This is a genomic window from Mesorhizobium sp. 113-3-3 (assembly GCF_016756495.1).
GTDB lineage: Bacteria > Pseudomonadota > Alphaproteobacteria > Rhizobiales > Rhizobiaceae > Mesorhizobium.
Genome location: NZ_AP023243.1, coordinates 1,199,034 through 1,223,988 on the forward strand (window position 1 = coordinate 1,199,034; position 24,955 = coordinate 1,223,988).

Below are 24,955 nucleotides of genomic sequence, written 5' to 3' on the forward strand. Positions count from 1 at the left end.
GACATGCTTGATAAGAACACGAATACCGCGACCAACGACCCCAAGGCCTGGCTGGCCCAGCACGGCATCAACGAGGTCGAATGCCTGGTGCCCGACATGAACGGCGTGCTGCGCGGCAAGGCGCTGCCGACGGCGAAATTCCTCAAGGCGCTGGAAGACCGCGCGCTCTATCTGCCGAGCAGCGCTTTTCTCGTCAGCATCGACGGCCGCTATTCCGGCTCGATCGACGAGGGCTTTGCCTATTCCGACCCGGACATGCGCATGGTGCCTGACGTTTCGACGCTGTGCCTGGCACCGGGCGCGGGCGCTGGCAAAGCCTATGTCTTCGCCGACGCCTTCCACATGGACGGCAGGCCGTGGATGGCCTCGCCGCGCCATGTGCTGCGCGCCGTGCTCGATCTCTACCGCCAGCGCGGCTGGCGCGCGGTGGTGGCGCCGGAAGTCGAATTCTACCTCACCGCGCCCAACCCCGATCCGGACAGGCCATTGACCGCGCCGGTCGGCAGCAATGGCCGCGCGGAAACTGTGCAGCATCCCTATGACATGGTGGCACTGGAAGAATTCGAGCCGGTTATCCGCCGCGTCTATGATTATGCCGCGGCCGCCGGTCTGCCGCTCGATACGCTGATCCATGAATCGGGGACGGCACAGCTGGAGATCAATCTCCTGCATGGCGACGCGCTGCCGCTGGCCGACCAGGTGCTTTTGTTCAAGCGGCTGACGCGCCAGGCCGCGCAGCAATGCGGCATGCACGCCACTTTCATGGCCAAGCCGATCGCCGCGCAAGCGGGCAGCTCGATGCACCTGCACATGTCGGTCATCGACGAGGCGGGCAACGCGCTGTTTGCCAGCGACGATGATGCCGACACCGAGATGTTCGGCCATTTCATCGGCGGCCTGCAGACATACGTGCCGGAGATCATGCCGCTGTTCGCGCCCAACGTGAACTCGTTCCGCCGGATCCGGCCGAACCACAGCGCGCCGGCCAACATCGAATGGTCGCACGACAACCGCTCCTGCGGCCTGCGCGTGCCGGCCGGTGGGCGTGCGGCACGGCGCGTGGAGAACCGGCTGCCGGGCGCCGATTCCAATCCCTATCTGGCGATCGCCGGATCGCTGCTTGCCGGCTATCTCGGCGTCGAGCAGAAACTCGCGCGCTCGGCGGAAGCCACGGGCAATGCCTACAAGATCAAGAGCACGCTGCCGAAAACCATGGAGGAGGCGCTCGACCGATTCACCGCCTGCGAGCCGGTGCGCAAACTGCTGGGCGAGGACTTCTTCCAGACCTATCTGCGCGTCAAGAGCGTCGAGCTCGACCTGTTCCAGAGCGTGGTGACGAGCTGGGAACGCGACCATCTGCTGCTGAAGGTGTGATCATGGCATCTTCGACAGGTTTCAACTCCGGTCTCGATATCGGCAAATCCTACTATGTCGCCACCGCCAATCCGGCGCCGGACCATCCGGCGCTGGTGGGAGATGTCGAGGCCGACCTGGTGGTGGTCGGCGGCGGCTGCACAGGCCTGTCGGCCGCCCTTCACGCTGCCGAGCGCGGCCTGAAGGTGGTGCTGCTCGAAGGTGGCAAGATCGGTTGGGGCGCCTCGGGCCGCAATGGCGGCCAGATGATCCCCGGCCTGCGCAAGGGCGCCAAGGGTCTGGTCAAGCTCTACGGGCCGGAGCGGGCGAAGGTGCTGTTCGACCTCGCCTTCGAGGCGCGCGGCCTGGTGCTCGACATCATCGAGCGCCATGCCATCGATTGCGATCTGCGGCTCACCGGCCATCTGGTCGGCGCGGTCAACGGCTCCGACCTCAAGGATTTGGAGGAAGAGGCCAGGTGCCTCGAAAGCGCGATGAAATTCCGCGATGTCGAGATCCTCTCAGCGGCGGAGGCGCGGGCCAAGGTCGACACGCCCTATCACGGCGCGATGTATGAGCCGCTCGGCGGCCACATGCACCCGCTGAACTACACGCTCGGCCTTGCCCGCGCGGCAGTCGCCGCCGGCGTCGTCATCCACGAGAATTCGGTGGCGGTGAAGCTGGAGCGCGAGCCTTCGATCCGGGTCTCGACATCGAAGGGATCGGTGCGGGCCAAACATGTCGTGCTGGCGGGCGATGCGCTGCTCCATGGGCTGGAACCGCGCGTCAACAGCCGCATCATGCCGGTCGGCAACTACATCGTCGCCACCGAGCCGCTGGAAGGCAAGCGCAATGTCATCCCGGCCAATGTCGCGGTGTCGGACACGCGCTTTGTCGTCAACTATTACCGCATGTCGGCGGACGGCCGGCTGCTGTTCGGCGGCGGCGAGCGCTACACGCCATCGCCGCCGGCCGACATTGCCGGCTTCGTGCGGCCGCATATGGAAGCCACTTTCCCGCAGCTCAGGGGCTGTCGCATCGATCATGCCTGGGGCGGGCTGGTGTCGGTGACGACATCCAGGCTGCCGCATGTCGGGCACTATGGCGAGGTCTATTTCGCGCATGGCTATTCCGGCAAGGGCGTCATCCTGTCGACGCTGTCGGGCAAGCTGCTCGCCGAGGCCATCACCGGGGATGCCTCGCGACTGGATCTGTTCTCGACGCTGACACCGATGCCGTTCCCGGGTGGCACGGCGCTGCGCGGGCCGCTCTATGTGCTGGGCATGCTGTGGTACGCGATGCGGGACCGGATCAAGCATTGAGGGGGTAATTTTCGACGGCAGCGCCGCCCCTCACCTGCCTGCCGGCATCCTCTCCCCGTATAGAGACGGGGAGAGGGGCGCTGCGATCGCTGCTTTCGCCAATCACCAACGTTGCAGAAGAGGTGATGGCGTTGAGGCCAGCCACTTTCTCCCCGTCTCTATACGGGGAGAAATGCCCGGCAGGGCAATGAGGGGCGGCGCTGGCGTGGAAAGTCTCGGGCGATTTGATTAGACGACGAAGAAATCCTCGATCCGCTCCCTTGCCCCAAGCAGCGCCGGCAGGATCTCCCGCTCCATCTCGGCGACGGTAAATCGCGCCGACTGCGTCGAGACATTGATCGCCGCCACCGTGCTGCCAGCGCGGTCGCGGATGGGCACGGCGATGGAACGCAGGCCGAGTTCCAGCTCTTCGTCGACGATGGCAAAGCCGTCGGCCTTCGCCTTGCCGATGGCGCCGGCCAGCAGCCCGATGTCGGTGATCGTCTTCGGCGTCCGTCTCTCGATGGTCGCCTGGTCCAGAAATTTGTCGAGATCCTCAGCCGTTAGGCCGGCGAGCAGCATGCGCCCCATCGAGGTGCAGTAGGCGGGCAGCCTGGTGCCGACATCGAGCGACACGCTGAGGATGCGGCGGCCGGGAATGCGGGCGACATAGACGACATCCTGGCCCGACAGGATCGCCGCCGAGCAGGCCTCGTTCAGTTGTGTCGCGACGGTCCGCATGATCGGCGCGGCGAAGCTCCACAGCGAGCCGCCACCGAGCCAGGTGCGGGCAACGGCCAGCAGGCGCGGCGACAGCGAGAACACACGGCCGTCCTGCGTGGCATAGCCTGATGCGACAAGCGTCAGCAGGAAGCGGCGGGCGCCGGCACGGGTCAGGCCGGCTTCGTCGGCCATCTCGGTCAGCGTCATGCCCTGGGGGTGGCGGGCGAGGATCTCCATCACGGCAAGGCCGCGCTCCAGCGAGCCGACATGGTCACGGGAAGCAGCCTCTTCGTCCATTTCACCTCCGCCAGACGGCATCGTCGCCAGGATTGACTCCGCTCCATACGATAGCTTAGAAAGTATCCCATGTAAAACAAATGTTCGCAATGCGAACTTTCTGAACCCGGAGCCCGATCGATGGTCAAGTTCCTGCCGCTCAAACAGGCCGTGGCCGAGAATTTGAACGATGGTGACTCCGTCGCCTTCGAAGGCTTCACCCATCTGATCCCGACCGCCGCCGCGCATGAGGCGATCCGCCAGGGGTTTCGCGACCTGACCCTGATCCGCATGACGCCGGACCTGATCTACGACCAGATGATCGGCATGGGCATGGCGAAGAAGATCGTCTTCTCCTATGTCGGCAATCCCGGCGTCGGCCTGCTGCGGCGCGCCCGCGATTCCATCGAGAACGGTTTTCCCCGGGCGATCGAGGTCGAGGAGCACAGCCATGCCGGTATGGCCAATGCCTATGAGGCGGGCGCGGCCGGACTGCCCTGCGCGGTGTTCCGAGGCTATCGCGGCGCAGGCCTTGCGGCGGTCAATCCCAACATCAAGTCGGTCAAATGTCCGTTCACCGGCGAGGTGCTGGCGGCCGTGCCTTCGATCCGGCCCGATGTCACCTTCATCCACGCGCAGAAGGCCGACAAAAACGGCAATGTGCTTGTCGAGGGCATCATCGGCATCCAGAAGGAGGCCGTGCTGGCGGCCAGGCGCGCCGTGGTGACGGTGGAGGAAGTGGTCGACAATTTCGACGATCTGCATCCCAATCTCACCGTGCTGCCGCGCTGGACGATCGCGGCGATCTCGGTCGTGCCCGGCGGTTCGCACCCGTCCTACGCCCATGGCTACTATGCACGCGACAACGCCGCCTATCTGGAATGGGACGAGATCGCCGCCGACCGCGATAAATTCCAGGCCTGGATGCAGGCGAACGTCATCGAAAAGAGCGCCGACGATTTCGCCGGCCGCGTCGAGCATCTGAGGAAAGCGGCATGAGCGAGCTGGGCTTCACCCCCAACGAAATGATGACGATCGCCGCCAGCCGCGCGCTGCGGAATGACGACGTCTGCTTCGTCGGCATCGGCGCGCCGTCCGCCGCCTGCAACGTGGCGCGGCTGACGCATGCGCCCGACATCACGCTGATCTACGAGAGCGGCACGATCGGCACCGCGCCCGACGTGCTGCCGCTGTCGATCGGCGATGGCGAATTGTGCGAGACCGCCGTCACCACGGTCGCGGTGCCGGAAATGTTCCGCTACTGGCTGCAGGGCGGCCGCATCTCGATCGGCTTCCTCGGCGCGGCACAGCTCGACAAGTTCGGCAACATCAACACCACGGTCATCGGCGACTATCTTCACCCCAAGACCAGACTGCCTGGTGGCGGCGGCGCGCCGGAGATCGCGACCTCGTCGAAGGAGATCTACATCACCATGGCGCAGACCAAGCGCGGCATGGTCGAAAAGATCGACTTCTTCACCTCCTTCGGCCATGGCGAGGGCGGCGATCACCGCAAGCGGCTTGGGATAGACACGGCCGGGCCCACGCTGCTGATCACCGATCTCGCCATCTGGAAGCCGGATCCGCTGACCAAGGAATTCACGGTCGTGTCGCTGCATCCCGGCGTCACCCGCCAGCAGGTGCAGGACAGCTGTGGCTGGGTGGTTAAGTTCGCCGAGGCGCTTGACGAAACACCGGCGCCAAGCGAACTCGAACTCAACACATTGCGCGACCTGCAGGCCCGCACCAAGGCGGCGCATGAGGGAACCGGAAAAGCAAAGGCTGCATGACATGGCCGAGGCCTATATCTGCGACTATATCCGCACGCCGATCGGCCGCTTCGGCGGTTCGCTGTCTTCGGTGCGCGCGGACGATCTCGGCGCCATCCCGCTGAAGGCGCTGATCGAGCGCAATGCCGGCATCGACTGGCAGGCGGTGGACGACGTCGTCTATGGCTGCGCCAACCAGGCCGGCGAGGACAACCGCAACGTGGCGCGCATGGCGCTGCTGCTGGCCGGCCTGCCGAAGGAAATCCCGGGCTCGACCGTCAACCGCCTGTGCGGCTCGGGCATGGATGCGCTGACTATCGCAGCTAGAGCCATCAAGGCCGGCGAGGCCGAGTTGATGATCGCCGGCGGCGTCGAATCGATGAGCCGGGCGCCCTTCGTCATGCCCAAGGCCGACACGGCGTTTTCGCGCAATGCCGAGATTTACGACACCACCATCGGCTGGCGCTTCGTCAATCCGCTGATGAAGAAGCAGTATGGCGTCGATTCGATGCCCGAGACCGGCGAGAACGTGGCAGAAGAATTCGCCGTCACCCGCGCGGCCCAGGACGCCTTTGCCGTGCGCAGCCAGGACAAGGCGGTCGCGGCGCAGGCAAATGGAAGGCTGGCCAAGGAAATCACTGAAGTGACCATCCCGCAGCGCAAGGGCGACGCGGTGGTTGTCTCGAAGGACGAGCATCCCCGCGCCGGCACCACCGTCGAGGCGCTGGCCAAGCTGCCGACGCCGTTCCGCCAGGGCGGCACGGTGACCGCTGGCAACGCGTCCGGCGTCAATGACGGCGCGGCTGCGCTGATCGTTGCCTCGGAAGCGGCGGTGAAGACATACGGACTGACGCCGATCGCCCGCATTCTCGGCGGGGCCGCCGCCGGTGTTGCGCCGCGCATCATGGGCATCGGGCCGGCGCCGGCGACGCAGAAACTGTGCGCGCGGCTGGGCCTGACGCCGCAACAATTCGATGTCATCGAGCTCAACGAAGCCTTTGCCTCGCAAGGCATCGCCGTGCTGCGCCAGCTCGGCATTGCCGAGGATGCCGAGCACGTCAACCCGAATGGCGGTGCCATCGCGCTCGGCCATCCCCTGGGCATGTCGGGCGCGCGTATCTCCGGCACGGCGGCGCTGGAGCTTCGCGAACGCGGCGGCCGTTATGCGCTGGCCACCATGTGCATCGGCGTCGGCCAGGGCATCGCCATCGCGCTTGAGCGGGCCTGATTGCGCGACCTCTTGACTTGCTGACAACATGGTCAGATTCGGGGCGTCGCCAAATTTGACCATGTGGACAAAAGTCTGGACCCGTTCCATAGTTCCCCGTCTGATTTTTAGAACGGCCGGCTCGACACGGCTGTCGAACAGAGGGGAATGCAATGGAAAACCGGAAGAACAAATTTTCGTCGACACCCGAAGGTCTTTCGCGGCGCAATGTGCTGGAGCTCGGCGCGCTTGGCCTGGCGGCGGCCATGCTGCCGAATGCGGCCTTCGCCAAGGACAAGAAGCTGAAAGTGGCGGCGATCTTCGCGACGCCGATCGAGGAGCCGTGGGACAACCAGATCCATGTGGCCCTGCAGAAGGCGGAGAAGGAACTCGGCATCGAATACAAATGGTCGGAGAAGGTGCAGACCGCCGACTTCAGCCGCGTCATGCGCGAATATGCGCAAGGCGGCTACCAGCTGGTGCTGGGCGATGCCTTCGCCGCCGAGCGTGAATCGCGCCGCACCGCAAAACAGTTCCCGAAGACGGCCTGGCTGTTCGGTTCGGGTGCCGGTCCGGCCGAACCCAATTTCGGTGTCTTCGACAACTGGATCCACGAGCCCGCCTATCTCTCCGGCATGATCGCCGGCAAGATGTCGAAGTCCGGCACGGTCGGCGCCGTGGCGGCGATGGGCATTCCGGAAGTGAACCGGCTGGTCAACGCCTTCTTTGCCGGCGCCAAGGAGGTCAATCCGAACGTCAAGAAGAAGGTCGCCTTCATCGGCTCGTTCTTCGATCCGCCCAAGGCCAAGGAAGCCGCGGTGGCGCAGATCGACGCCGGTGTCGATGTCATCTACGCCGAGCGCTTCGGCGTCATCGAGGCGGCGGTCGAGAAGAAGATCCTCGCCATCTCCAACATGTCGGACCAGTCGAGCCTCGGCCCCGACACGGTCATCACCGGCCCGGTCTGGGACATGTACCCGACGGTCGAACAGGCGATCAAACTGGTCAAGGCCGGCGTCTACACCGCACAGGACTACGGCGATTTCTCGCGCATGGCCAAGGGCGGCTCCTATCTCGCCCCCTACCACAAGTTCGACAAGACGCTGCCGGCGGACGTCAAGGATCTGGTCGAGAAGAAGAAGGCCGAGATTCTGGAAGGCAATTTCCGGGTGGATGTGGACGAGAACACGCCGGTTTCGGATTGAGTTCTTTACCCTCCCCCCTTGTGGGGAGGGTCGATGCGCGAAGCGGATCGGGGTGGGGGCTTCGGCGCCGCACCCCCACCCCGTCTCGCGATCTTCGCTTCGCTGCGATCGTGAGCCGACCCTCCCCACAAGGGGGAGGGTGAAGAGCTGCTTCAACGCCACCTCTCAACGGGAAATGCCCCCTTGCCGACGCCCGCCCCCCTCATCGAAATGCGCGGCATCACCAAGAGCTTCGGCGCCGTCAAGGCGAACGAGGCTGTCGACCTGAGCGTGGCGCCGGGCGAGATCCTCGGCCTGCTGGGCGAGAACGGCGCCGGCAAGACGACGCTGATGAACGTGCTGTTCGGCGCCTACGCGCCGGACGCCGGCGAAATCCTCATCCAGGGGCAGCCGGTGCGGATCACCAGTTCGGCCGATGCGCTGGCCGCCGGCATCGGCATGGTGCATCAGCATTTTCATCTGGCCCCAAGGCTGACCGTACTGGAGAACCTCTTGATCGGCATTCCCGGCAAGGGCGGGCGGATCGACCGTGCCGGCGGGCTTGCACGGCTGGCCGAAATCGGCCGCCAGCACGGGCTGACGCTCGATCCCGACCTGCCGGTTTCGGCGCTGTCGGTCGGCGAACAGCAGCGGCTCGAAATCGTCAAGGCGCTGTTTCGAGGCGCCAGGCTCCTGATCCTCGATGAGCCGACGGCGGTGCTCGCGCCAAGCGAGGTCGACGGGCTGTTCTCGGCGCTGCGCTCGATGGCGGCGCAGGGCCTGGGAATCATCTTCATCTCGCACAAGCTCAACGAGGTGCGAGCGCTGACCCATCGCTGCACGGTGCTGCGGCATGGCCGCGTCGCCGGGCGTGTCGACGATCCGGCCAACACGACATCCGCCGCAATGGCGCAATTGATGTGCGGCCACGAGATCGTGCCGCCGGCAAGGGGATCATCGACGCCGGGTGCGGCGGTGCTGACGCTCGACGGCATTTCGACCTCGAAGCATGCGGGCACGATGTTGCGCGACGTCTCGCTTGCCGTCCGAGCCGGCGAGATCCTCGGCATTGCCGGCGTGTCGGGCAATGGTCAGCGCGCGCTCGCCGAAGTGGTCTCCGGCGTGCGTGCGCCCGATGCCGGCCGGATGGCCATCGCCGGCCAGACGGTCACGCGGTTTTCGCCGCGCGAGGTGCAGGCGCTCGGCCTCGGCCGCATCCCGGAGGACCGCATGACGACGGGTCTGGTGACCAATTTGCCGCTTGCCGATTCCATGGTGCTGCCGCGCATCGGCACCGCAGCCTTTTCAGCCAAGGGCCTGCTCAAACCCGACGCCATCCGCGCCTTCGCCGAAGAGCAGATCAAGGCCTACGACATCAGGTGTCCCGGACCGATGACCCGCGCCGGGGCGCTGTCCGGCGGCAATTTGCAGAAGGCGCTTTTGGCGCGCGAACTCGCCTTCGACCCGAAGGTCTTGATCGTCTCGCAGCCGACACGCGGCCTCGACATCGGTGCGGCCCGCTTCATCCACGAAAAGTTCCTCGACATGCGCGCCAAGGGCTGCGGCATCATCGTCATCGGCGAGGATCTGGAAGAGCTGCTGGTGCTCTGCGACCGCATCGCGGTGATGTATGAGGGCCGCATCGTCGGCACGCTCGACAGCGCCGATGCGACCATCGCGCGGCTCGGCCTGCTGATGACCGGAGCGGAGGGGAGGGCATAGCATGGATTTTCCCCCTCGGTTCTTCGCAGAGATCTCAAATGATTTCGCCCGCTTTTGGCTGACTTTAAATGTCGGCGCCGCCCCTCACCTGCCTGCCGGCATCCTCTCCCCGTATAGAGACGGGGAGAGGGGCGCTCTCATCGCTTTCGCCAACCACCGACGTTGCAGGAAAAATGCCGAGGTTGCGGGCAGCTCCCTTCTCCCCGTCTCTATACGGGGAGAAGGTGCCGGCAGGCGGATGAGGGGCGGCGCCAGCGTCGCAATCATCCGTTGGACTGCTGCGCCGAGCGCGGAGGGCCACAGCTGATGTTTCGCCTGGAAGTCCGCACCTCGACGCCGACCTGGTTCAATCTGGCGCTGCCGTTGGTGGCGATCGCGGCGACTCTTCTCCTGTGCAGCGGCCTGATCGCGCTGGCCGGTGCGGGCGTGCTCGAATCCTACGGCGTGATGTTCACAACTTCGCTCGGCGACAGCTACGCCATCACAGAAACGCTGGTGCGCGCCGCACCGATGATATTCACGGGGCTCGCGGTCGCCGTCGCCTTCCGGGCCAAGTTCTGGAATATCGGCGCCGAGGGGCAATTGCTGGCCGGCGCGGTGGCGAGCTGCTTTGTCGGCGCCATCCCGATGCCGGGAGCGCTCGCCATATTGTTTATGGCCGTGGCGGGCGCCGCTGCCGGAGCCGTGGTCGCGCTGGTGCCGGCGACGCTGCGGGTCAAATTCAAGGTCGACGATGTCGTCAGTTCGCTGCTGCTCAACTCGGTCATCTACTATGCGCTGATGGCGCTGATCGAGGGGCCGTGGAAGGACAGTTTCAGCGGCTATCCGATCTCGCCGCCGATCGAGGATTCGGCCAATTTCCCGGTGCTGATCGAAGGCACGCGGCTGCATCTCGGCGTCGTCGTGGCGCTGATCGCCGCACCGTTGATCTGGTTCCTGATTGCGCGCACGACGCTTGGTTTCCGCATCAGGGTCACCGGCGAGAACCCGGAAGCCGCCCGCTACGGCGGCATCCATGTCGAGCGGGTGCTGCTCTCGACCGCGCTGTTGTCAGGCGCGCTGGCGGGGCTGGCGGGTGTCGGCGAGGTCGGTGGCGTGCATTTCCAGGTGATGAGCGACATTTCACCGGGCTACGGCTACTCCGGCATCGTCGTCGCCATGCTGGCGCGGCTCAATCCGCTGGGCGTCGTGCCGGCGGCGATCTTCCTCGCCGCCGTGATGACCGGCGCGGAGGCGATGTCGCGGGCGACCGGCGTGCCGGCGTTCCTCAGCGACGTGATCCAGGGCACCGCTTTGCTTGCCATGCTGGTGGCGCTGCTGTTCACCGCCTATCGCATTCGCCGTGTGGGGGCTGCCCGATGAGCGTGGTGCTGGAACAGATCTTCCAGGTCGGCTTCCTGGCCGCCATCATCCGCATCGCCACGCCGCTGGCCTTCGCCACGCTCGGCGAGATGTTCTCCGAGCGGGCCGGCGTGCTCAATCTCGGCATCGAAGGCATCATGCTGCTCTGCGCCATGACCGGTTTCACCGCCACCAGCCTCAGCGGCAGCCTGTGGCTCGGCGTGCTGGTGGCGGTGCTGACCGGCATGCTGATGGGCGCGCTGCATGCGCTGTTCACGGTGGCGCTGGGCTTGAGCCAGCATGTCTGCGGCATTGGCGTCACGCTGTTCTCGTCGGGGCTCGCCTATTTCCTCTACCGGCTGATCTTCGGCCAGCAGTCGGTGCCGCCAAGCATCAAGGGTTTTCAGACGCTGCCGATACCCGTCCTGTCCGACATTCCGGTGCTGGGGCCGGCGGTGTTCAACCAGTTCGCGCTGGTCTACATGGCGATCCTGGCCATACCGCTCGCCGCCTTCGTGCTCTACCGCACGCCCTGGGGCCTGTCGGTGCGCATGGTCGGCGAAAACCCGCGCGCGGCGGACTCCGCCGGCGTCAGTGTCATTGCCACGCGCTTCCAGGCCGTCATCCTCGGCGGCGCGCTGATGGGGCTGGCCGGCGCCTTCCTGTCGATGGCGCAGTTCAACGCCTTCACCTTCGGCGTCGTCTCGGGGCGCGGCTGGGTGGCGATCGCGCTGGTGGTGTTCGGCCGCTGGGATCCATGGCGTTCGGCGGGTGCCGCACTGCTGTTCGCCTTCGTCGATGCGCTGCAGCTGCGCATGCAGGCGAGCGGGCTCGGGCATATCCCCTACGAAGCGTTCCTGATGCTGCCGTTCATCTTCACCATCGTTGCCATGGCGGTGATGTCGCGCAACGCGGTGGCGCCCTCGGCGCTGTTGAAGCCGTTCCGACGGGAGGAGCGGTAGGGCTTGTAGCTCATCCCTGCGAGACCTTCAGCGTTCGCGCTGCCCCTCATTGCCCTGCCGGGCATTTCTCCCCGTATAGTGACGGGGAGAAAGGTCGCTGCCGTCGACGGTTTCGCCAGTTTTCAGCGTTGCAGATTGGGCGCCGGCGTTGCGGCCAGCCATCTTCTCCCCGTTCACGGAGAGAAGATGCCGGCAGGCAGATGAGGGGCAGCGCCAACCTCAACGGAAAGCCTCACATCGCGGTAAAACCATTGTCCACGAACAGATGGGCGCCGTTGACGAAGCTGGCCTCGTCGCTGGCGAGATACAGCGCTGCCTTTGCCACCTCTTCCGGCTCGCCGATGCGGCCCTGCTGTGCCGCAAGCGCCGCATCGGAAACGTCGACGCCAAGCTTGCCGAGGTCGGCGACCTCGCGCAGGCCGTGGGGCGTCCTGATGAAGCCCGGACAGACGGCGTTGCAGCGTATGTTGCGGTCGCGGAACTCCACCGCGATGGCGCGGGCGAACATGTGGCAGGCGCCCTTGGTGGTGTCGTAGAGCACCTCGTTCGGTGTCGCCGCCACCGCCGAGATCGACGAGGTGCAGACGATCGAGCCGCCGCCGGCCGCGATCATGCCGGGCAGCACGGCGCGCGTCATCAGGAACATCGAGCGCACATTGACGGCGTGCAGCCAATCCCACTCCTGCACGGTCGTCTCCAGGAACGGCTTTATCACGATGGTGCCGGCATGGTTGAACAGCACCGTGACCGGGCCGAGTTTTTCGGTCGCGCCCTTCACCGCTGCTTCGACCTGCGCCTCGTCGGAGACGTCGGCGACAAAATGCTCGGCGACATGGCCGCGCGCGCGGATCGCTGCGGCCGTTGCGGCGGCCGCCTCGCCATTGCGGTCGATGATCGCGACCTTTGCGCCTTCGGCCGCGAAGAGTTCCGAGGCAGCCCCGCCCATTCCCGTCGCGCCGCCCGAGATGATGGCGACCTTGCCGGCCAGTCTTTCGCCCATTTTTGTTCCCCTGTTCATCCCAGTTCGCGTTTGCTTGTCGGGCGATGCTACAGCGCCCGCACCACGCGGCCAATGGACGAAATGGGTGCAGCGGGAACAAGGACATAGGTCCATTCACCGGCGTCTGGAGCGACGCTCATGCCGCGCCGATCGATCGCGCAGACAAGCGATCCCAGCAATTCATAACCAACTTGAGCCATGAAATGAGAAAATTATTCTGCCTATCGCTCAAAAATAGCAATCGACAAAGTCTACAAGTTTTATAGATTAACCGGCGAGACGGAGGTCGATATGTCCTATATCCAGAACGCTCAGACTGACAGCAACGGCCAGAGGCTGGCCAATGCCCAGACCTTTCGCCCGGCCTTTGCCGGAGCTTTCGCCTATCTCGTCTTTGCCCTTGCGTTCGTGTTCACCGGGGCCGTCGTTCTGGGCCTCATTCCCTAAGGCACAAGATCGACAGGGCTAGTTCCCCGTCTTCAGGCAATCGGAGTTGAATGAACCGCATCCCGGCGCGTTTGCGCGCGGCCGTGGTTCGCATTTCAGCGCATCCATGATTCCAGCGATGGAGGAGATGACAATGCCGATCGAATTCACCCATATCCCCGGCAAGACCGCCGCCGTACCCTTTTTCTATGACTTTGCCGAGACGGCGACCAAGCTCGGGCTGATCGAGGACGGCGGCTTCCAGAAGATCGTCGTCGACGATTCGGCCGGGCTGCTGACCAATATGGATCTTGCCGCTCAGGTGCTCGACCGCACCGCCTCGCTCGAGGTCGTGCTGACGCATTGGGCGGGTGTCGTCGAGCCGACCGTGGCGGCGCGCCAATTGGCATCGATCGACCGAAAAAGCGGCGGACGGTTGGCGCTCAGGATGATCAGCGAGCCGTTGAATGATGACGATGCCGAGTCACGGCCGGTGGGGCACAGCGTCATCTGGCAGCGCATGGATGAATATCTCGTGCTTTTGAAGCGGCTATGGTCGAACGAGCGGCCCTTCGACCATGAAGGCGCTTTCTACAGCATCAAGGGCGGCTATGTGCCGCGCAAAGGCCCGCACGGCGCGGACCTGACCCTCCGCATGGGCGGTCAGTCCGGAACGGCGCTGAAAGTGGCCGGCCGGCATGCCGATGTCTTCGAACTGGCGCCGGGCTCGATCGATGATATCAGGCAGCTGATGGAGCGGGTGCGTGGCGCCGCGGCCGAACATGGCCGGGCCGGCAAGCTGCGCTTCGCGCTTCCGGTCAGGATCCACCAGGGCGCTTCCGCCACCGGCCACAAGGCGGTCGACCTGTCCGGGCCGCCGGCCCAGGTCGCTTTGTCGCTGCTTGCCTATGCCGGGCTCGGGATCGATGAATTCATGTTCGTCGGCGTCGACACGCCGCGCGAGATCGCGACGGTCGGCCGCGAAACGATCGCGCTGTTGCGCAACTCGCTGGCACGGCGCGAACAGGATGCGTTCCAGCCGGGAGCCTATTCGCCTCGCACCGGGCTGGAGACGCGGGCAGCGGGCTGAAGGCCCTTCAATCCTCTTTTGCGTGAGGCCTGTCGCCAAGCCGCGACAGGCCGTCGATGACGGCGGCTGAATCGGCCAGGACGCCGAAGACGCCGTCCTCGACCGTCACCATGTGCAGGGCCGCCTCGTGTGCTCTCTGGTCGCCGCTGGCGCAGGCGTCCGGGATTGTCAGGCACTGAAAGTTGCGGTCGCAGGCCTCGCGCAGCGTGGTGTGGACGCAGACGTCGGTCGTGCACCCGGAAAACATCAGATGCGTGATGCCTTGCGCGCGCAGCACAAGCTCGAAATCCGTATAGGTGAAGGCGCTGTTGCAGGTCTTGTCGACGATGATGTCCTGCGGCGCGACATCGACCTCCGGAACGATCTGGAAGCCCGCGCCCGAGCGCAGCAGGACGTCGGTTCCGTCGAGCCCGGAGCGCTTGCGGCGCCATTTCTCATAGGGCGTCATGTCGGCCATGTCGGCGCGATAGCCTTGCCTGGTGTGGATGACCATGACGCCGGCTTTACGCGCGGCTGAGATAAGCAGGTTCACCGTGGGCAGGATCGCCCGCAGCGGAGAGGGGTCGTAACCCTTCCTGGCGAAATAGCCCGTGGTCGACAGGAAATCCTGCTGCAGGTCGATGACGACAAGTGCCGTGTTTTCGGCCACCAGCCTGCCATCATAGGGATAGTCGAACGGCGTTGCCTTGATCATCCGAAGGTGTCTCCTTACCGGTCGTGAGAAGCATCCTGACTGGCGAAGGCCAAGTCGTCCACTCAGGCCGCGGCTCTGATGCGAAGGAGCAGATGTTTGCGGGCATCGTGCAGCTGCTGGCCAACGCCATCGGCCGTCACACCAATTGTTGACTGTTGCGGTCATCTTCAATGTTGACTAGTAAGGTCATGTTTCATAATCAACCCGGACATCGGACCGCCGAGGCCAGAAATAGGAAATCGGCGGCCGCATTGGAGAAGGCCATGACCGTGGCTGGAGTTGAGACTGCCTTTCAGATCGACGCGGTGCGGTTTGCCGTCGGCGAGCGGACGCTGCTCGGTCCGGTCTCGCTCGAATTGCAGCGCGGGCGCGTCTATGGGCTGATCGGCCATAACGGTTCGGGCAAGTCGACGCTGATCAAGCTTCTGGCCCGACAGCAGCCGGCAAGCTCGGGCGCCATCACCTTCGCCAAGCGGCCATTGCCGCAATGGGGCGCCCGTGAGCTCGCCCGTGCGCTTGCCTATCTGCCGCAGACGACGCCGGCGGCGACGGGCCTTACGGTGCGCGAACTGGCGACGCTCGGCCGGTATCCCTGGCATGGCGCGCTCGGCCGCTTCAGCGTTCAGGACAGGCGCCATGTCGAGGAGGCGCTGGTGCTGACCGACATGGGAGGCTTCGCCGACCGCCTGGTCGATGAACTATCCGGCGGCGAGCGCCAGCGCGCCTGGCTCGCCATGCTGGTGGCGCAGAATGCCGGCGTCATGCTGCTCGACGAGCCGATCTCGGCGCTCGACATAGCCCATCAAGTGGAGGTGCTGGGGCTGGTCAAGGAGCTCAGCCGCAAACGCGATCTCTGCGTCGTCGTGGTGCTGCACGATCCCAACATGGCGGCGCGCTATTGCGACGAGCTGATCGCGTTGAAGGACGGCAAGCTGCTGACGCGCGGCACGCCAGGCGAAATCATGCGCGGCGACGTGCTCAAAGGCATTTTCGGCGTCGAGATGGGCGTGTTCGCGCACCCGGTCACCGGCCAGCCCGTCGGCTACGTGCAGTGATGCGATTTGATGCGGTGGCAGAATAGGAAGCGGCTGCCGCTGTGAGAACAAGGAAGAAGCTGTTGTCTAGAACCAGTTTGTTGGCGGCGTTGGTCGCTTCGGTGATCCTGGCAGGCGGCAACGCTACAGCGCAGGAGCAACCGGCCGGCGCCCCTGCCGCGCCGGCTGTGGCGGCGCCCTCTGTTCCAGCCGCGCCGGCGCCCATCGTAGCGGCGCCTGCAATACCAACGCCCACCCCACCAGCACCGGCCGCGGCAGCGCCAGCGGGGGCGATGGAACCGAACCTGCCGCACGATCTGTCGCCATGGGGCATGTTCATGGCGGCCGACATCATCGTGAAGGCCGTGATGATCGGACTGGCCTTTGCCTCGCTCGTCACCTGGACGATATGGCTGGCCAAATCGCTGGAGATTTTCGGCGGTAAGCTGCGCATCCGCCATGCCGTCCGCGCGATCGGCGATGCCCCAACCTTGAAGCAGGCCAGCCGCACGCTCGACCGCAGCGGCGGTCCGGGCGCGCTGCTGGTGCGGGCGGCGGAAGAAGAGACCGCGCTCTCAGCCGGCGCGCTCGATCATGCCGGCGGCGACGGGCTGAAGGAGAGGGTCGCCTCGCGCCTGTCGCGTATCGAGGCGGCGGCGTCGCGGCGCATGTCGCGCGGCACCGGCGTGCTGGCGACGATCGGCTCGACCGCGCCTTTCGTCGGCCTGTTCGGCACCGTCTGGGGCATCATGAATGCCTTCATCGGCATTTCGCAGGCGCAGACCACCAATCTCGCCGTGGTCGCGCCAGGCATCGCCGAAGCGCTGCTGGCCACGGCGATGGGTCTCGTCGCGGCGATACCGGCCGTCGTCATCTACAACGTCTTCGCCCGCTCGATAGCCGGCTACCGGCAGATCCTCGCGGACGCCTCGGCGGGCGTGGAGAGGCTGGTCAGCCGCGACCTGGACTTCCGCACGGTCGCGCCGGCGACGGCGCTGGCGGCGGAGTAGCGACGCCATGGGAAGCCGAATCCGACAGAGCATGGACGACGATCTCGAGGAGAGCCACGAGATCAACGTCACGCCCTTCATCGACGTCATCCTGGTGCTGCTGATCATCTTCATGGTCGCGGCACCGCTGGCGACGGTGGACGTCAATGTCGATTTGCCGGGCTCGACGGCGACCCCCGCGCCGCGGCCCGAAACGCCGCTGTTCCTGACCTTGAAGGATGATCTCACGCTGGCGATCGGCAACGACACCGTGCCGCGTCCGGCCTTTGCGGCGACGCTGGAAGCCAAGACCAGGGGCGACAAGCAGACACGCATCTTCCTGCGCGCCGACAAGGCGGTCGCCTATGGCGACCTGATGGAGGCGATGAACCTGCTGCGCGGCGCGGGCTATCTGAAGATCGCCCTTGTCGGGCTGGAGACGGCGCCCACTGCCGACGCCACGGCACCCGCTCCAGCGGGACCGGCCGCGCCATGACACGGGCCGCCGCCTTGCCCACGGTACAGCTGTCGCGCTTCGGCTGGCGCGATCTCGACTTGTGGACAGGTGCGGCAGCCTTCGTGCTCGGCGCTCATGTCGCGGTCGCCTATGCCGTGCAGAGCATCAGTCCGATCGAGATGGATGGCGGGCCGGCGCCCGCCCCGGTGATCGAAATGGCGCTGATGGTGGTGATGCCGGCCGTGCCTGAACAGGCCGCGATGCTGGATGCGGCGGTGCCTGACCAGGCCGAGCCTGTCGAAGAGACCGAAAAGGTCGCGAAAGCCGAGCCGGAGAAGGTGACCGAACAGGCCGAGCCGACCGTCGAGCATGCGGAAACGGTGCCGCCCGACGAGGCCGTGCCGACCGAGACAGCCGAGGCCGAACCGGTCGATCAGCCGCCGCCGGATGAGGTCATTCCCGACGTCGTCGAGGCGGTGAAGCCAGAGGTCGTCGTTCCGCTGCCGCAGCCCAAGCCGGTCGAGGAGCCCAGGGAAAAGAAGCCGGTCCAGGCCACAGCGAAAAAGCCGGTCGAAAAGCCCAGGCCGCGGCCAAGGAAGGAAAAGGCCGAGCCGGCAAAGACGGTTGCCACCGCAAGCGCACAGACAAGGCCGGCGACCAGGGCGGCCGCGCCAAAATCGGCGGCGGGGTTTTCAGGCGTCAGCCCGGCCAAGTGGGAGTCCCGGCTGGCGGCATGGATCAACCGGCACAAGCGTTATCCGAGTGGCGCGAAATCCAGGCGCGCGCAGGGAAATGTCAACGTGACCTTCACTGTGGACGTGTCCGGCCGGGTGACGTCGGCCCGCGTGGCCCGTTCTTCGGGCGATCCCGACCTCGACCGCGCCGCGCTCGCCGTGCTGCAGGGCGCGACGGTGCCGGCACCGCCGCCGGAACTCGGCGCGCGCGTCAGCCGCACGGCGCCGTTCGTGTTCAATTTGCGCGACTGAACACGGGATGCGGCTCGATCGGACGCTGGTGTGCCTTCGATCAATGGCTCATCGACCGGCACAGCGCTTCGACCTCTTCAAGGTAGAAGCGGCATTTCGTGCGCAAAGTCCTGAGGTTCGGATCGTCGGCGCCGTTGATTTCGATGGTCTGCATCATGAAGTCGAAATGGGCGTGAAAGGCGTCCGCCGCGCCCCACAGGCTGTCGGCCTGCCAGGTGTCGGTCATCGCCATGGAAATCAATTGCCGGGCCTCCGCGCGTGCGGCATCCGGCGATGCCGGCCGGCCGGCGATCAGGGTGTGGAGCCGGCCGAAGACGCTCTCCCTGGCGTCGGCGCTCCTGATGGGTGCGATCATGTTCATTGGCGGGTTCCCCTCGAATCTCTAATGCATTAAGTCCATTTGCGGGCTGCGGGCGATCAGGGCGGGGATCGCGGCGGCGTCGGATGGCCGGCACCTGTTGGCAAGCTCCGCGTCGGCCTGCTCGAACCAGTAGACCATGTCGGGGCGGTCAAGCTCGGCCGCGGCCCTTTTCAGGAGCGGCAGCAGGCTTGCAGCGCACACAGTGTCTCCCACCGGTTCGGCACAGAGCCCGCCGGCGCGCACAAGGCTGACGGTTGCATCCGCTACGCTCTCCTTGGCTGAGCGTGGTTGTCCTTCGGCTTGGGATGCATCGGGTTGCCGCTGAGCTGCGCATGCCTTGCCGGCCGTGCGCCGCGCAGGACATCGAAGGCTTCGGCATAGGCCATGCCGAGCAGGTAGGAGATCATGGGAAAACGGCTTGCTTCGGCCATCTGCACGAGCTCATTGGTCATCGTCGCGATATATTGAAGGCTATCGATCTCTGATTGACGTAGGGACTGATTTGCCACGAGCTTCTCCTGTCAATTGGTTGAACTCAGGGAACGCGTACTGGCTACAACGGACATACTGAGACGGCTAATTAATCGACTGGCCCGCTGAATGCGGGCTTCGCTCCGGGATCGAGAGGGTCAACGCATAGATGGGTGCATCGGTGAGGCGGTCGAGACCGAGAAGACGCTTGATCGCCGAATGGCTGAGCGCTGCCGTGGGGCAAGCCGACAAACCATGTCTGGTCGCCGCCAGCATCATGTTCTGGCCGATATGGCCAGCCTCGATCAGCACGACGCGATAGGCGTTGGCATCCTCATATTTCCACATAGTGCGGTCGAGCCGGGCGCAAAGCAGGATCAGGCAAGGCATGGCATCGGCCCATTCCTGCCCGCCGACCAGTTCGGAGATCTTCGGCAGATGGTTGGCCGAGATCCTGCCGAGGTCGTGATCGGCGGCGGAATAATGGTAGACGCCGGGCTCCAGGCCCTCGACGCCAAGCGCAACCACATAGGCCTCGTAGGGGTTGCGTGCGCCGCCCGAAGGGTCATGCCCAGCGGCAGGGTGCCGACGCAGTTGCTGGTCTCGCCAGTGATGCCCATGCCCGCGAACAGGCAGTCGGAGAGCTGCTGCGCGGTGATGGTTGGCGCGGCCGCGGTGCGGTTGGTGCGGCGCCGCGCCATCAGCGTCAGAAGCTCGTTGTCGTCGAGTGCGTTCTGCAACCGAATGGCGCCGGCGGCATTCCTGAGCAGGAGGTCGGGCTGCGCGACATGGCCGGCGCGTTCGATCTGGCGTGCCTCGGCCTGTTCAATGGTGATGAACTCCGAGTCCTGGACGCAGAAGTGCATCAGCGCGGTCGGGATGCCCCAGTTCCACTGTCCGGAGAATTTCGTTTCCTGCTCGTCCAGTGGCGAGCCGGCGGTGACAAGGGCCGAAAAATCCAGCAATTGCGGGACGACAGCGTTGAGTTCGGACTTCGACCAACCATGGGCGCGGGCGATTTCCGCCGTTGAGGCCCATTCGCCCCAGGATGCAAGAAGGCCGATCACCTCCGGGCTGCATTCGAAGACGCTTCTGGTCAGGAAATTGCAGGCCGTGACCTTGTTGGTCCCGGGATAGAAGACAAGCGTTTTTGAAGAGCGCATTTTCATGATGCTGAATGCCGTTCTGCGAATGTGAGGCGCCGACAGGCGAACAGCCCGTCGGCGCCGAACGGGTTCAGCGCTTGTTGTAGTGCATGCCCTGCGAGAAGAAGACGGTCTGCGTGCCTGCAGCGACCGTCAGCTTCGGGGCATTGTCCACTTTCTTGGCCATTTTCGTCCCTTTCCCGACCCCCAATGGGATCTGTTGAAAGATCCCCACAGCGGGATCCGCATGAAGAAAGGTAAGGTCGAAAGAGTTAATGGTTTGTTAAAATTGTAGTAAAGCCAACGTGGTCTAAAATATCTTTCTTGGCGGTAAAGTCTAAAATATCGATTTTGCTCAAATATGGAGTAGGCAATCGCTAACATACGCTTTTTCGGGATATTCTTATTCTTATTTAGCGTAAGCGAGAGGCCAACGCATGCCGCCCAAAGGGGCCTGCGGCTTTTGGGGGACGACATGCATCAAAACAAAGACCTGAAGCGCGTCGTCGCACCCTTCGCGCCGCTGCGGGCTTCAGCCCAGCCCATCCCGAGCGAGGCTGACGACGAGTTGATCGATGCCCGGATCGTCGAGCCTGACGACATGCGCCATGCGGATCGCATGGCGTGGCCGGATACCGGACATATCCTGCCGCATGATGACCGATACGAATGCCGGCCCGGCCTCGGTCAGAAGCATGGCCTTGCCCGTCAGCACCGGTTCGGAGATGGGAGCCCACTGCACGGAGATCAGCGACGGTTCGCCGGTCTGGCGACGGTTGACGCCGCTGAAATAGATCCAGTTCAGGCGCGAGATGGCCACGCCATAGTGGTTGCCGCGCGCCCGCGCCCATGTCGAGCCACGGCGCTCCGACCATCCGGTGACCCGGCGGAATGTGACCAGTTCGGCTTCGCGACGCACGAAGGTTACCGACCGCATCAAGAGGTCGGGGCGGGTGGGGATCGAAAAGTAGGTGAAATAGGTGCCGCCCGCGATCGACGGGGCGGGCGGGCGGATCATCTGATTGAACAGGCTTTCGGAAATCGGCGGCAGGCCGGGCTCCCTGTGCTCGGGGGCGCCGGGGTCCTGGTAGAGTTGCGCTTCGTCGATGCGAAAGTAGTCGCAGATCAGCTTGGCCGTGGCCTTGTTCGGAACGGTCTGCCCTTGCAGGTAACGCTCGAATTGCGTGCGGTTGATACCCAACTCACGGCACACCGCGCTAACGGAGGCATGGTCCTTGCAGAGCCGTCTGAGATTTGCAGCGAGGTTCTCGCGAATGGACACGTCTATGCTTTCGCAGGCGAATTCTTCATTTCGACTCAGGAATCCATATAGCGCCTTCGGTCGCCCCCGCCGAAACGCCTTGTCACAACACACAGAAAAAACTGATTTGATAACGCCACTCTAACGGGGCGACTTCCAAAAAAAATAGCGGCGATTCGGCAACGGCCATCGCCATAAGTCCAATTGACAATTGCCTTGCCCCGAGATCGCGCGAAACGGCTGTGGCTTTTGTTGGGGGGACATTGGCGCGGCGAGCCGCTTAACGCGATTTACCGCATGGTGCCCGCGTCTTGTTGGCGCGTAGAAAAGTGGAAACCGGAAATTCCGCTGGTGGAGCTGAGGAGGATCGAACTCCTGACCTCGTCATTGCGAACGACGCGCTCTCCCAGCTGAGCTACAGCCCCGTCCAACGGATGGCGCATTTATCGGGCGCGGCGGATTTCTGTCAAGGCGGCGTTTTGCCGAAATCCTCATTGCCTGGCGCGCCGGCCGGCGGCCCTTGCCGGTTTGGCGCGCAATGGCTACATGTCGGCAACAATTGGAGACCGGCATGCTCGCCCTCATTCAAACCATCGTCATGGCGCTTGACCTCTATTGGTGGATCATCATCGCCTCGGCGATCTTTTCCTGGCTCTACGCCTTCAACGTCGTCAATTCGCGCAACCAGTTCGTCGGCAGCATCGGCAACATGCTCTACCGGCTGACCGAGCCGGCGCTGCGGCCGATCCGCCGCTTCATGCCGGACCTCGGCGGCATCGACATCTCGCCGATCATCCTGTTGCTGCTGCTGTTCTTCGTCAGGCAGTTCATTCTCACGACGGTGGCACCGCTGGTGCTGTGAGTACGGCGACCGCATGAGCGCGCCGTTCCGCGTCCGCGAGAACGGTATCGACCTGTTCGTGCGGCTGACGCCAAAATCTTCCGTGGACAGGGTCGAAGGCGTTGAAAAGGCCGCGGACGGACGCAGCTATTTGAAGGCGCGGGTGCGCGCCGTGCCGGAAAACGGCGCCGCTAATCAAGCGCTGGAGAGACTGGTCGCCAAGGCGCTGGGCGTACCGACATCGGCTGTTTCGGTGGTCGCCGGTGGGACGGCAAGGCTGAAGACTGTGCGCATAGCGGGTGATCCGCAGGCGCTGGCGCGGGGTGCCGATGCACTCAGCGGTCAATCCCAGAGATGACGTTCAATCCCCCAGCGGCAGCCTTGGGTCGTCGACCTTCAACGTGTTCACGCTCTGCTTGATGCGGCGCAGATTCTCCAACACCTTCGGGCCGCGCGTTTCGGCCACCGACGTCACGATCATGTCGACGATCGCCAGCAGCGCGTAGCGCGAGGATGTCGGCTTGTAGATGTTGCCGTCCTCAAGCGGCTGCAGATGAATGACCGTGTCGGCGGCCTTGGCCAGGGCCGAATCGGGCGCGGTGATGGCGACCGTGGTGGCGCCATATTGCTGGGCGACTTGCACCGCCTCGATGACCGAGCGGGCATAGCCGGAGACGGAAAAGGCGACCAGCGTGGTTTCCGGCGTGGCGACGGCGGCGTACATGCGCTGCAACTGGCCATCGATCTGCGCCAGCACCGGCAGGCCGAGACGGAACATCCGGTTCTGCATCTCGGTCGCCATCATCGATGAGATGCCGCCGGAGCCGATGCACAGCACATTGCCCGACGTCGCCAGCCGCTCGGCGACGGCGACCAGCGTCGTCATGTCGAGGTTCTCGCTGGCGCGCTGGATGGCCGAGATCGCCGCTTCCGTGATGGCCGACGCGATGCGCTGTTCGCGGGCGTCGCGGCTCAGCGGTTCGGGCGACAGATACTGGCCGCCAATGGCGATGGCCTGGGCCAGGTAGAATTTGAAGTCGCGCAGGCCCTCGCAGCCGAGGTTGCGGCAGAAGCGGGTCACCGTCGGTTCGCTGACGCCGACGCGCGCGGCGATCTCGGAGATGGCCGCCTTGGAAGCGAAATCGAGATCGGACAGCACAAGGCCGGCCAGCCGGCGGTCCGACTTGGTGCCGTCCTGCGACATCAGCTGCAGCCGCGTGATGATGTCGGCCGGCGTCTTCATGCCCGTGTTTTCGTCCTCATCCTTGCGCCTCGGTCTTCATCTCGGTCACTTCACAACGGCAGGCCCGTCGCCTTGTCGAACAGATGGATGTTGCCGGGATCGACGGAGACCGGCAACAGGTCGCCCGGCCTGACAGGCACCCTGTCGCGGAACACGGCGCGTACCGTATCGGAGCCGATCGCGCCATAGACATGGGTTTCGGAGCCGGTCGGCTCGACGACATCCACCTTGAGCGCCATGGCGTCGGCGGCCTCGCCGATGATGAAGTGCTCCGGCCGGATGCCCGCCTCCACGGCACCGTCCGCCGGCACCGCCTTGCCGGCAAGTGCAAGCCGGCCGCCGCCGGCCGATTCGAACCAGCTTTTCCCGGGCGTCGACTTGAGAGCCCCGGAGACAAAGCTCATCGACGGCGAGCCGAGGAAGCCGGCGACGAACTTGTTGGCCGGCCGGTCATAGAGCTCGAGCGGCGCGCCGACCTGCTGGATCCGGCCACGGTCCATCACGACGATGCGGTCGGCCATGGTCATGGCTTCGATCTGGTCATGTGTGACATAGACGATGGTCGATTTCAGCCGCTGGTGCAGCGCCTTGATCTCGGTGCGCATCTGCACGCGCAACTGCGCGTCGAGATTGCTGAGCGGTTCGTCGAACAGGAACACCGAGGGTTCGCGCACGATGGCGCGGCCCATGGCAACACGCTGGCGCTGGCCGCCCGAAAGCTGGCGGGGATAGCGGTCGAGATAGGAGAAGAGGTTGAGCACGCCTGAGGCCTTCTTGACTTTGTCATCGATCGCGGCGCGGTTCTCGCCACGGATCTTCGGGCCGAAGCCGATATTGTCCGCCGCCTTCAAGTGCGGGAACAGCGCATAGGACTGGAACACCATGGCGATGTTGCGCTGCTGCGGCGGCAAATCGTTGGCGCGTGTGCCGCCGATGAGAAGATCGCCCGAGCTGATCGTCTCCAGGCCGGCCAGCATGCGCAGCAAGGTCGACTTGCCGCAGCCGGACGGGCCGACCAGCACGACGAACTCGCCGGTCTTGATGTCGAGATTGATGTTTTCCAGGATCTTGTGCTGCCCGAAGGATTTCGACAGATCGCGAAACTCGACGTCGGTCATG

At 64.8% G+C, this 24,955-nt stretch carries 29 protein-coding genes and 1 tRNA gene; 18 read left to right on the forward strand and 12 right to left on the reverse strand.

What is annotated here, in order from left to right; all coding sequences use genetic code 11:
• The first annotated feature begins 3 nt into the window (after positions 1 to 3).
• Positions 4 to 1,374, forward strand: a complete 1,371-nt coding sequence (locus tag JG746_RS05695; RefSeq protein WP_202357279.1) for a glutamine synthetase family protein — start codon at positions 4 to 6, stop codon at positions 1,372 to 1,374.
• 2 nt (positions 1,375 to 1,376) lie between these two features.
• Positions 1,377 to 2,675, forward strand: a complete 1,299-nt coding sequence (locus JG746_RS05700) for an NAD(P)/FAD-dependent oxidoreductase (RefSeq protein WP_202357280.1) — start codon at positions 1,377 to 1,379, stop codon at positions 2,673 to 2,675.
• A gap of 228 nt (positions 2,676 to 2,903) precedes the next feature.
• On the opposite strand, the gene JG746_RS05705 is transcribed toward JG746_RS05700, so the two are convergent.
• Positions 2,904 to 3,674 (reverse strand): IclR family transcriptional regulator, encoded by a 771-nt coding sequence (locus tag JG746_RS05705; protein WP_202357281.1) that lies wholly within the window; start codon positions 3,672 to 3,674, stop codon positions 2,904 to 2,906.
• Positions 3,675 to 3,794: 120 nt separating this feature from the next.
• Here JG746_RS05705 and JG746_RS05710 point away from each other — a divergent pair, with 120 nt between their 5' ends.
• The 7 genes from JG746_RS05710 (at position 3,795) to JG746_RS05740 (ending at position 11,838) form a co-directional block, all read left to right on the forward strand.
• Positions 3,795 to 4,652 carry a CoA transferase subunit A gene (locus JG746_RS05710; RefSeq protein WP_202357282.1) on the forward strand — a complete coding sequence of 286 codons (858 nt, stop codon included), beginning with the start codon at positions 3,795 to 3,797 and terminating at the stop codon, positions 4,650 to 4,652.
• Positions 4,649 to 5,443 (forward strand): CoA-transferase subunit beta, encoded by a 795-nt coding sequence (locus JG746_RS05715; RefSeq protein ID WP_202357283.1) that lies wholly within the window; start codon positions 4,649 to 4,651, stop codon positions 5,441 to 5,443. Before JG746_RS05710 ends, JG746_RS05715 begins: the two co-directional genes overlap by 4 nt.
• Position 5,444: 1 nt before the next feature.
• Complete coding sequence (gene pcaF / locus JG746_RS05720) at positions 5,445 to 6,650, forward strand: 3-oxoadipyl-CoA thiolase (RefSeq protein ID WP_202359267.1); 1,206 nt, start codon at positions 5,445 to 5,447, stop codon at positions 6,648 to 6,650.
• A gap of 152 nt (positions 6,651 to 6,802) precedes the next feature.
• Positions 6,803 to 7,834, forward strand: a complete 1,032-nt coding sequence (locus tag JG746_RS05725) for a BMP family protein (protein ID WP_202357284.1) — start codon at positions 6,803 to 6,805, stop codon at positions 7,832 to 7,834.
• Positions 7,835 to 8,044: 210 nt separating this feature from the next.
• On the forward strand, positions 8,045 to 9,535 hold the full coding sequence (locus tag JG746_RS05730) for an ABC transporter ATP-binding protein (protein ID WP_202359268.1): 1,491 nt from the start codon (positions 8,045 to 8,047) through the stop codon (positions 9,533 to 9,535).
• A gap of 306 nt (positions 9,536 to 9,841) precedes the next feature.
• A complete protein-coding gene (locus tag JG746_RS05735; RefSeq protein ID WP_202357285.1) occupies positions 9,842 to 10,897 on the forward strand; it encodes an ABC transporter permease in 1,056 nt (351 codons plus the stop codon).
• On the forward strand, positions 10,894 to 11,838 hold the full coding sequence (locus JG746_RS05740) for an ABC transporter permease (protein WP_202357286.1): 945 nt from the start codon (positions 10,894 to 10,896) through the stop codon (positions 11,836 to 11,838). Before JG746_RS05735 ends, JG746_RS05740 begins: the two co-directional genes overlap by 4 nt.
• Positions 11,839 to 12,070: 232 nt before the next feature.
• On the opposite strand, the gene JG746_RS05745 is transcribed toward JG746_RS05740, so the two are convergent.
• Complete coding sequence (locus JG746_RS05745; RefSeq protein WP_202357287.1) at positions 12,071 to 12,838, reverse strand: SDR family NAD(P)-dependent oxidoreductase; 768 nt, start codon at positions 12,836 to 12,838, stop codon at positions 12,071 to 12,073.
• A 47-nt stretch (positions 12,839 to 12,885) separates the two neighbouring features.
• The gene (locus tag JG746_RS05750) at positions 12,886 to 13,038 is read right to left on the reverse strand and encodes a hypothetical protein (protein WP_202357288.1); all 153 of its coding nucleotides are present in this window, start codon (positions 13,036 to 13,038) and stop codon (positions 12,886 to 12,888) included.
• 91 nt (positions 13,039 to 13,129) lie between these two features.
• Between JG746_RS05750 and JG746_RS05755 the strand changes: the two genes are divergently transcribed.
• Both JG746_RS05755 and JG746_RS05760 read left to right on the forward strand, forming a co-directional pair.
• A complete protein-coding gene (locus JG746_RS05755; protein ID WP_202357289.1) occupies positions 13,130 to 13,285 on the forward strand; it encodes a hypothetical protein in 156 nt (51 codons plus the stop codon).
• Between the two features lie 133 nt (positions 13,286 to 13,418).
• Positions 13,419 to 14,354 (forward strand): LLM class flavin-dependent oxidoreductase, encoded by a 936-nt coding sequence (locus tag JG746_RS05760; protein WP_202357290.1) that lies wholly within the window; start codon positions 13,419 to 13,421, stop codon positions 14,352 to 14,354.
• Positions 14,355 to 14,361: 7 nt separating this feature from the next.
• Here the strand turns inward: JG746_RS05760 and JG746_RS05765 are convergent, their stop codons facing one another.
• Complete coding sequence (locus JG746_RS05765) at positions 14,362 to 15,048, reverse strand: cysteine hydrolase family protein (RefSeq protein WP_202357291.1); 687 nt, start codon at positions 15,046 to 15,048, stop codon at positions 14,362 to 14,364.
• A gap of 263 nt (positions 15,049 to 15,311) precedes the next feature.
• Here JG746_RS05765 and JG746_RS05770 point away from each other — a divergent pair, with 263 nt between their 5' ends.
• The 4 genes from JG746_RS05770 (at position 15,312) to JG746_RS05785 (ending at position 18,514) form a co-directional block, all read left to right on the forward strand.
• Positions 15,312 to 16,103, forward strand: coding sequence for an ATP-binding cassette domain-containing protein (locus JG746_RS05770; protein WP_202357292.1), 792 nt, complete (start codon positions 15,312 to 15,314; stop codon positions 16,101 to 16,103).
• Positions 16,104 to 16,165: 62 nt separating this feature from the next.
• The gene (gene exbB, locus JG746_RS05775) at positions 16,166 to 17,092 is read left to right on the forward strand and encodes a tonB-system energizer ExbB (protein ID WP_202357293.1); all 927 of its coding nucleotides are present in this window, start codon (positions 16,166 to 16,168) and stop codon (positions 17,090 to 17,092) included.
• Positions 17,093 to 17,099: 7 nt separating this feature from the next.
• Entirely contained in the window at positions 17,100 to 17,567 is a 468-nt protein-coding gene (exbD, locus tag JG746_RS05780; protein ID WP_202357294.1) for a TonB system transport protein ExbD, read from the forward strand.
• On the forward strand, positions 17,564 to 18,514 hold the full coding sequence (locus JG746_RS05785; RefSeq protein WP_202357295.1) for a TonB family protein: 951 nt from the start codon (positions 17,564 to 17,566) through the stop codon (positions 18,512 to 18,514). Before exbD ends, JG746_RS05785 begins: the two co-directional genes overlap by 4 nt.
• Positions 18,515 to 18,554: 40 nt before the next feature.
• On the opposite strand, the gene JG746_RS05790 is transcribed toward JG746_RS05785, so the two are convergent.
• From JG746_RS05790 to JG746_RS37100, 4 genes are all read right to left on the reverse strand, one after another.
• On the reverse strand, positions 18,555 to 18,875 hold the full coding sequence (locus JG746_RS05790) for a hypothetical protein (RefSeq protein WP_202357296.1): 321 nt from the start codon (positions 18,873 to 18,875) through the stop codon (positions 18,555 to 18,557).
• Between the two features lie 21 nt (positions 18,876 to 18,896).
• Positions 18,897 to 19,076: a hypothetical protein gene (locus tag JG746_RS05795; protein ID WP_202357297.1), complete on the reverse strand. Its 180-nt coding sequence runs from the start codon at positions 19,074 to 19,076 to the stop codon at positions 18,897 to 18,899.
• Positions 19,077 to 19,138: 62 nt separating this feature from the next.
• On the reverse strand, positions 19,139 to 19,384 hold the full coding sequence (locus tag JG746_RS05800; RefSeq protein ID WP_202357298.1) for a hypothetical protein: 246 nt from the start codon (positions 19,382 to 19,384) through the stop codon (positions 19,139 to 19,141).
• Between the two features lie 67 nt (positions 19,385 to 19,451).
• Positions 19,452 to 19,874: a SagB/ThcOx family dehydrogenase gene (locus JG746_RS37100; protein WP_244730678.1), complete on the reverse strand. Its 423-nt coding sequence runs from the start codon at positions 19,872 to 19,874 to the stop codon at positions 19,452 to 19,454.
• A gap of 20 nt (positions 19,875 to 19,894) precedes the next feature.
• On the opposite strand from JG746_RS37100, the gene JG746_RS37105 reads away from it, so the two are divergent.
• Positions 19,895 to 20,377, forward strand: a complete 483-nt coding sequence (locus JG746_RS37105; RefSeq protein WP_244730680.1) for a hypothetical protein — start codon at positions 19,895 to 19,897, stop codon at positions 20,375 to 20,377.
• A gap of 646 nt (positions 20,378 to 21,023) precedes the next feature.
• Here the strand turns inward: JG746_RS37105 and JG746_RS05810 are convergent.
• On the reverse strand, positions 21,024 to 21,773 hold the full coding sequence (locus tag JG746_RS05810; protein ID WP_202357299.1) for a helix-turn-helix domain-containing protein: 750 nt from the start codon (positions 21,771 to 21,773) through the stop codon (positions 21,024 to 21,026).
• A 328-nt stretch (positions 21,774 to 22,101) separates the two neighbouring features.
• Positions 22,102 to 22,177: transfer RNA gene (locus tag JG746_RS05815), tRNA-Ala, on the reverse strand.
• Positions 22,178 to 22,323: 146 nt separating this feature from the next.
• Between JG746_RS05815 and JG746_RS05820 the strand changes: the two genes are divergently transcribed.
• Together JG746_RS05820 and JG746_RS05825 are read left to right on the forward strand one after the other, a co-directional pair.
• Positions 22,324 to 22,614, forward strand: coding sequence for a YggT family protein (locus JG746_RS05820; protein WP_202357300.1), 291 nt, complete (start codon positions 22,324 to 22,326; stop codon positions 22,612 to 22,614).
• 13 nt (positions 22,615 to 22,627) lie between these two features.
• The gene (locus JG746_RS05825) at positions 22,628 to 22,951 is read left to right on the forward strand and encodes a DUF167 family protein (RefSeq protein WP_202357301.1); all 324 of its coding nucleotides are present in this window, start codon (positions 22,628 to 22,630) and stop codon (positions 22,949 to 22,951) included.
• 3 nt (positions 22,952 to 22,954) lie between these two features.
• Here JG746_RS05825 and JG746_RS05830 read toward each other — a convergent pair whose 3' ends face one another.
• The gene (locus tag JG746_RS05830) at positions 22,955 to 23,836 is read right to left on the reverse strand and encodes a MurR/RpiR family transcriptional regulator (RefSeq protein ID WP_202357302.1); all 882 of its coding nucleotides are present in this window, start codon (positions 23,834 to 23,836) and stop codon (positions 22,955 to 22,957) included.
• A gap of 50 nt (positions 23,837 to 23,886) precedes the next feature.
• Positions 23,887 to 24,954, reverse strand: a complete 1,068-nt coding sequence (locus tag JG746_RS05835; protein WP_202357303.1) for an ABC transporter ATP-binding protein — start codon at positions 24,952 to 24,954, stop codon at positions 23,887 to 23,889.
• Position 24,955 lies beyond the last annotated feature (1 nt).

Bases quoted from the DNA above. Each gene is read 5' to 3' on its own strand.
- JG746_RS05830 (WP_202357302.1), bottom strand. From the start codon at position 23,836: ATGAAGACGCCGGCCGACATCATCACGCGGCTGCAGCTGATGTCGCAG.
- JG746_RS05745 (WP_202357287.1), bottom strand. From the start codon at position 12,838: ATGGGCGAAAGACTGGCCGGCAAGGTCGCCATCATCTCGGGCGGCGCG.
- JG746_RS05755 (WP_202357289.1), top strand. From the start codon at position 13,130: ATGTCCTATATCCAGAACGCTCAGACTGACAGCAACGGCCAGAGGCTG.
- JG746_RS05695 (WP_202357279.1), top strand. From the start codon at position 4: ATGCTTGATAAGAACACGAATACCGCGACCAACGACCCCAAGGCCTGG.
- pcaF (WP_202359267.1), top strand. From the start codon at position 5,445: ATGGCCGAGGCCTATATCTGCGACTATATCCGCACGCCGATCGGCCGC.
- JG746_RS05765 (WP_202357291.1), bottom strand. From the start codon at position 15,048: ATGATCAAGGCAACGCCGTTCGACTATCCCTATGATGGCAGGCTGGTG.
- JG746_RS05760 (WP_202357290.1), top strand. From the start codon at position 13,419: ATGCCGATCGAATTCACCCATATCCCCGGCAAGACCGCCGCCGTACCC.
- JG746_RS05715 (WP_202357283.1), top strand. From the start codon at position 4,649: ATGAGCGAGCTGGGCTTCACCCCCAACGAAATGATGACGATCGCCGCC.
- JG746_RS05750 (WP_202357288.1), bottom strand. From the start codon at position 13,038: ATGGCTCAAGTTGGTTATGAATTGCTGGGATCGCTTGTCTGCGCGATC.
- JG746_RS05705 (WP_202357281.1), bottom strand. From the start codon at position 3,674: ATGGACGAAGAGGCTGCTTCCCGTGACCATGTCGGCTCGCTGGAGCGC.
- JG746_RS05700 (WP_202357280.1), top strand. From the start codon at position 1,377: ATGGCATCTTCGACAGGTTTCAACTCCGGTCTCGATATCGGCAAATCC.
- exbD (WP_202357294.1), top strand. From the start codon at position 17,100: ATGGGAAGCCGAATCCGACAGAGCATGGACGACGATCTCGAGGAGAGC.
- JG746_RS05740 (WP_202357286.1), top strand. From the start codon at position 10,894: ATGAGCGTGGTGCTGGAACAGATCTTCCAGGTCGGCTTCCTGGCCGCC.
- JG746_RS05725 (WP_202357284.1), top strand. From the start codon at position 6,803: ATGGAAAACCGGAAGAACAAATTTTCGTCGACACCCGAAGGTCTTTCG.
- JG746_RS05785 (WP_202357295.1), top strand. From the start codon at position 17,564: ATGACACGGGCCGCCGCCTTGCCCACGGTACAGCTGTCGCGCTTCGGC.
- JG746_RS05730 (WP_202359268.1), top strand. From the start codon at position 8,045: ATGCGCGGCATCACCAAGAGCTTCGGCGCCGTCAAGGCGAACGAGGCT.
- JG746_RS05825 (WP_202357301.1), top strand. From the start codon at position 22,628: ATGAGCGCGCCGTTCCGCGTCCGCGAGAACGGTATCGACCTGTTCGTG.
- JG746_RS05835 (WP_202357303.1), bottom strand. From the start codon at position 24,954: ATGACCGACGTCGAGTTTCGCGATCTGTCGAAATCCTTCGGGCAGCAC.
- JG746_RS05710 (WP_202357282.1), top strand. From the start codon at position 3,795: ATGGTCAAGTTCCTGCCGCTCAAACAGGCCGTGGCCGAGAATTTGAAC.
- JG746_RS05770 (WP_202357292.1), top strand. From the start codon at position 15,312: ATGACCGTGGCTGGAGTTGAGACTGCCTTTCAGATCGACGCGGTGCGG.
- JG746_RS05735 (WP_202357285.1), top strand. From the start codon at position 9,842: ATGTTTCGCCTGGAAGTCCGCACCTCGACGCCGACCTGGTTCAATCTG.
- JG746_RS05790 (WP_202357296.1), bottom strand. From the start codon at position 18,875: ATGAACATGATCGCACCCATCAGGAGCGCCGACGCCAGGGAGAGCGTC.
- JG746_RS05820 (WP_202357300.1), top strand. From the start codon at position 22,324: ATGCTCGCCCTCATTCAAACCATCGTCATGGCGCTTGACCTCTATTGG.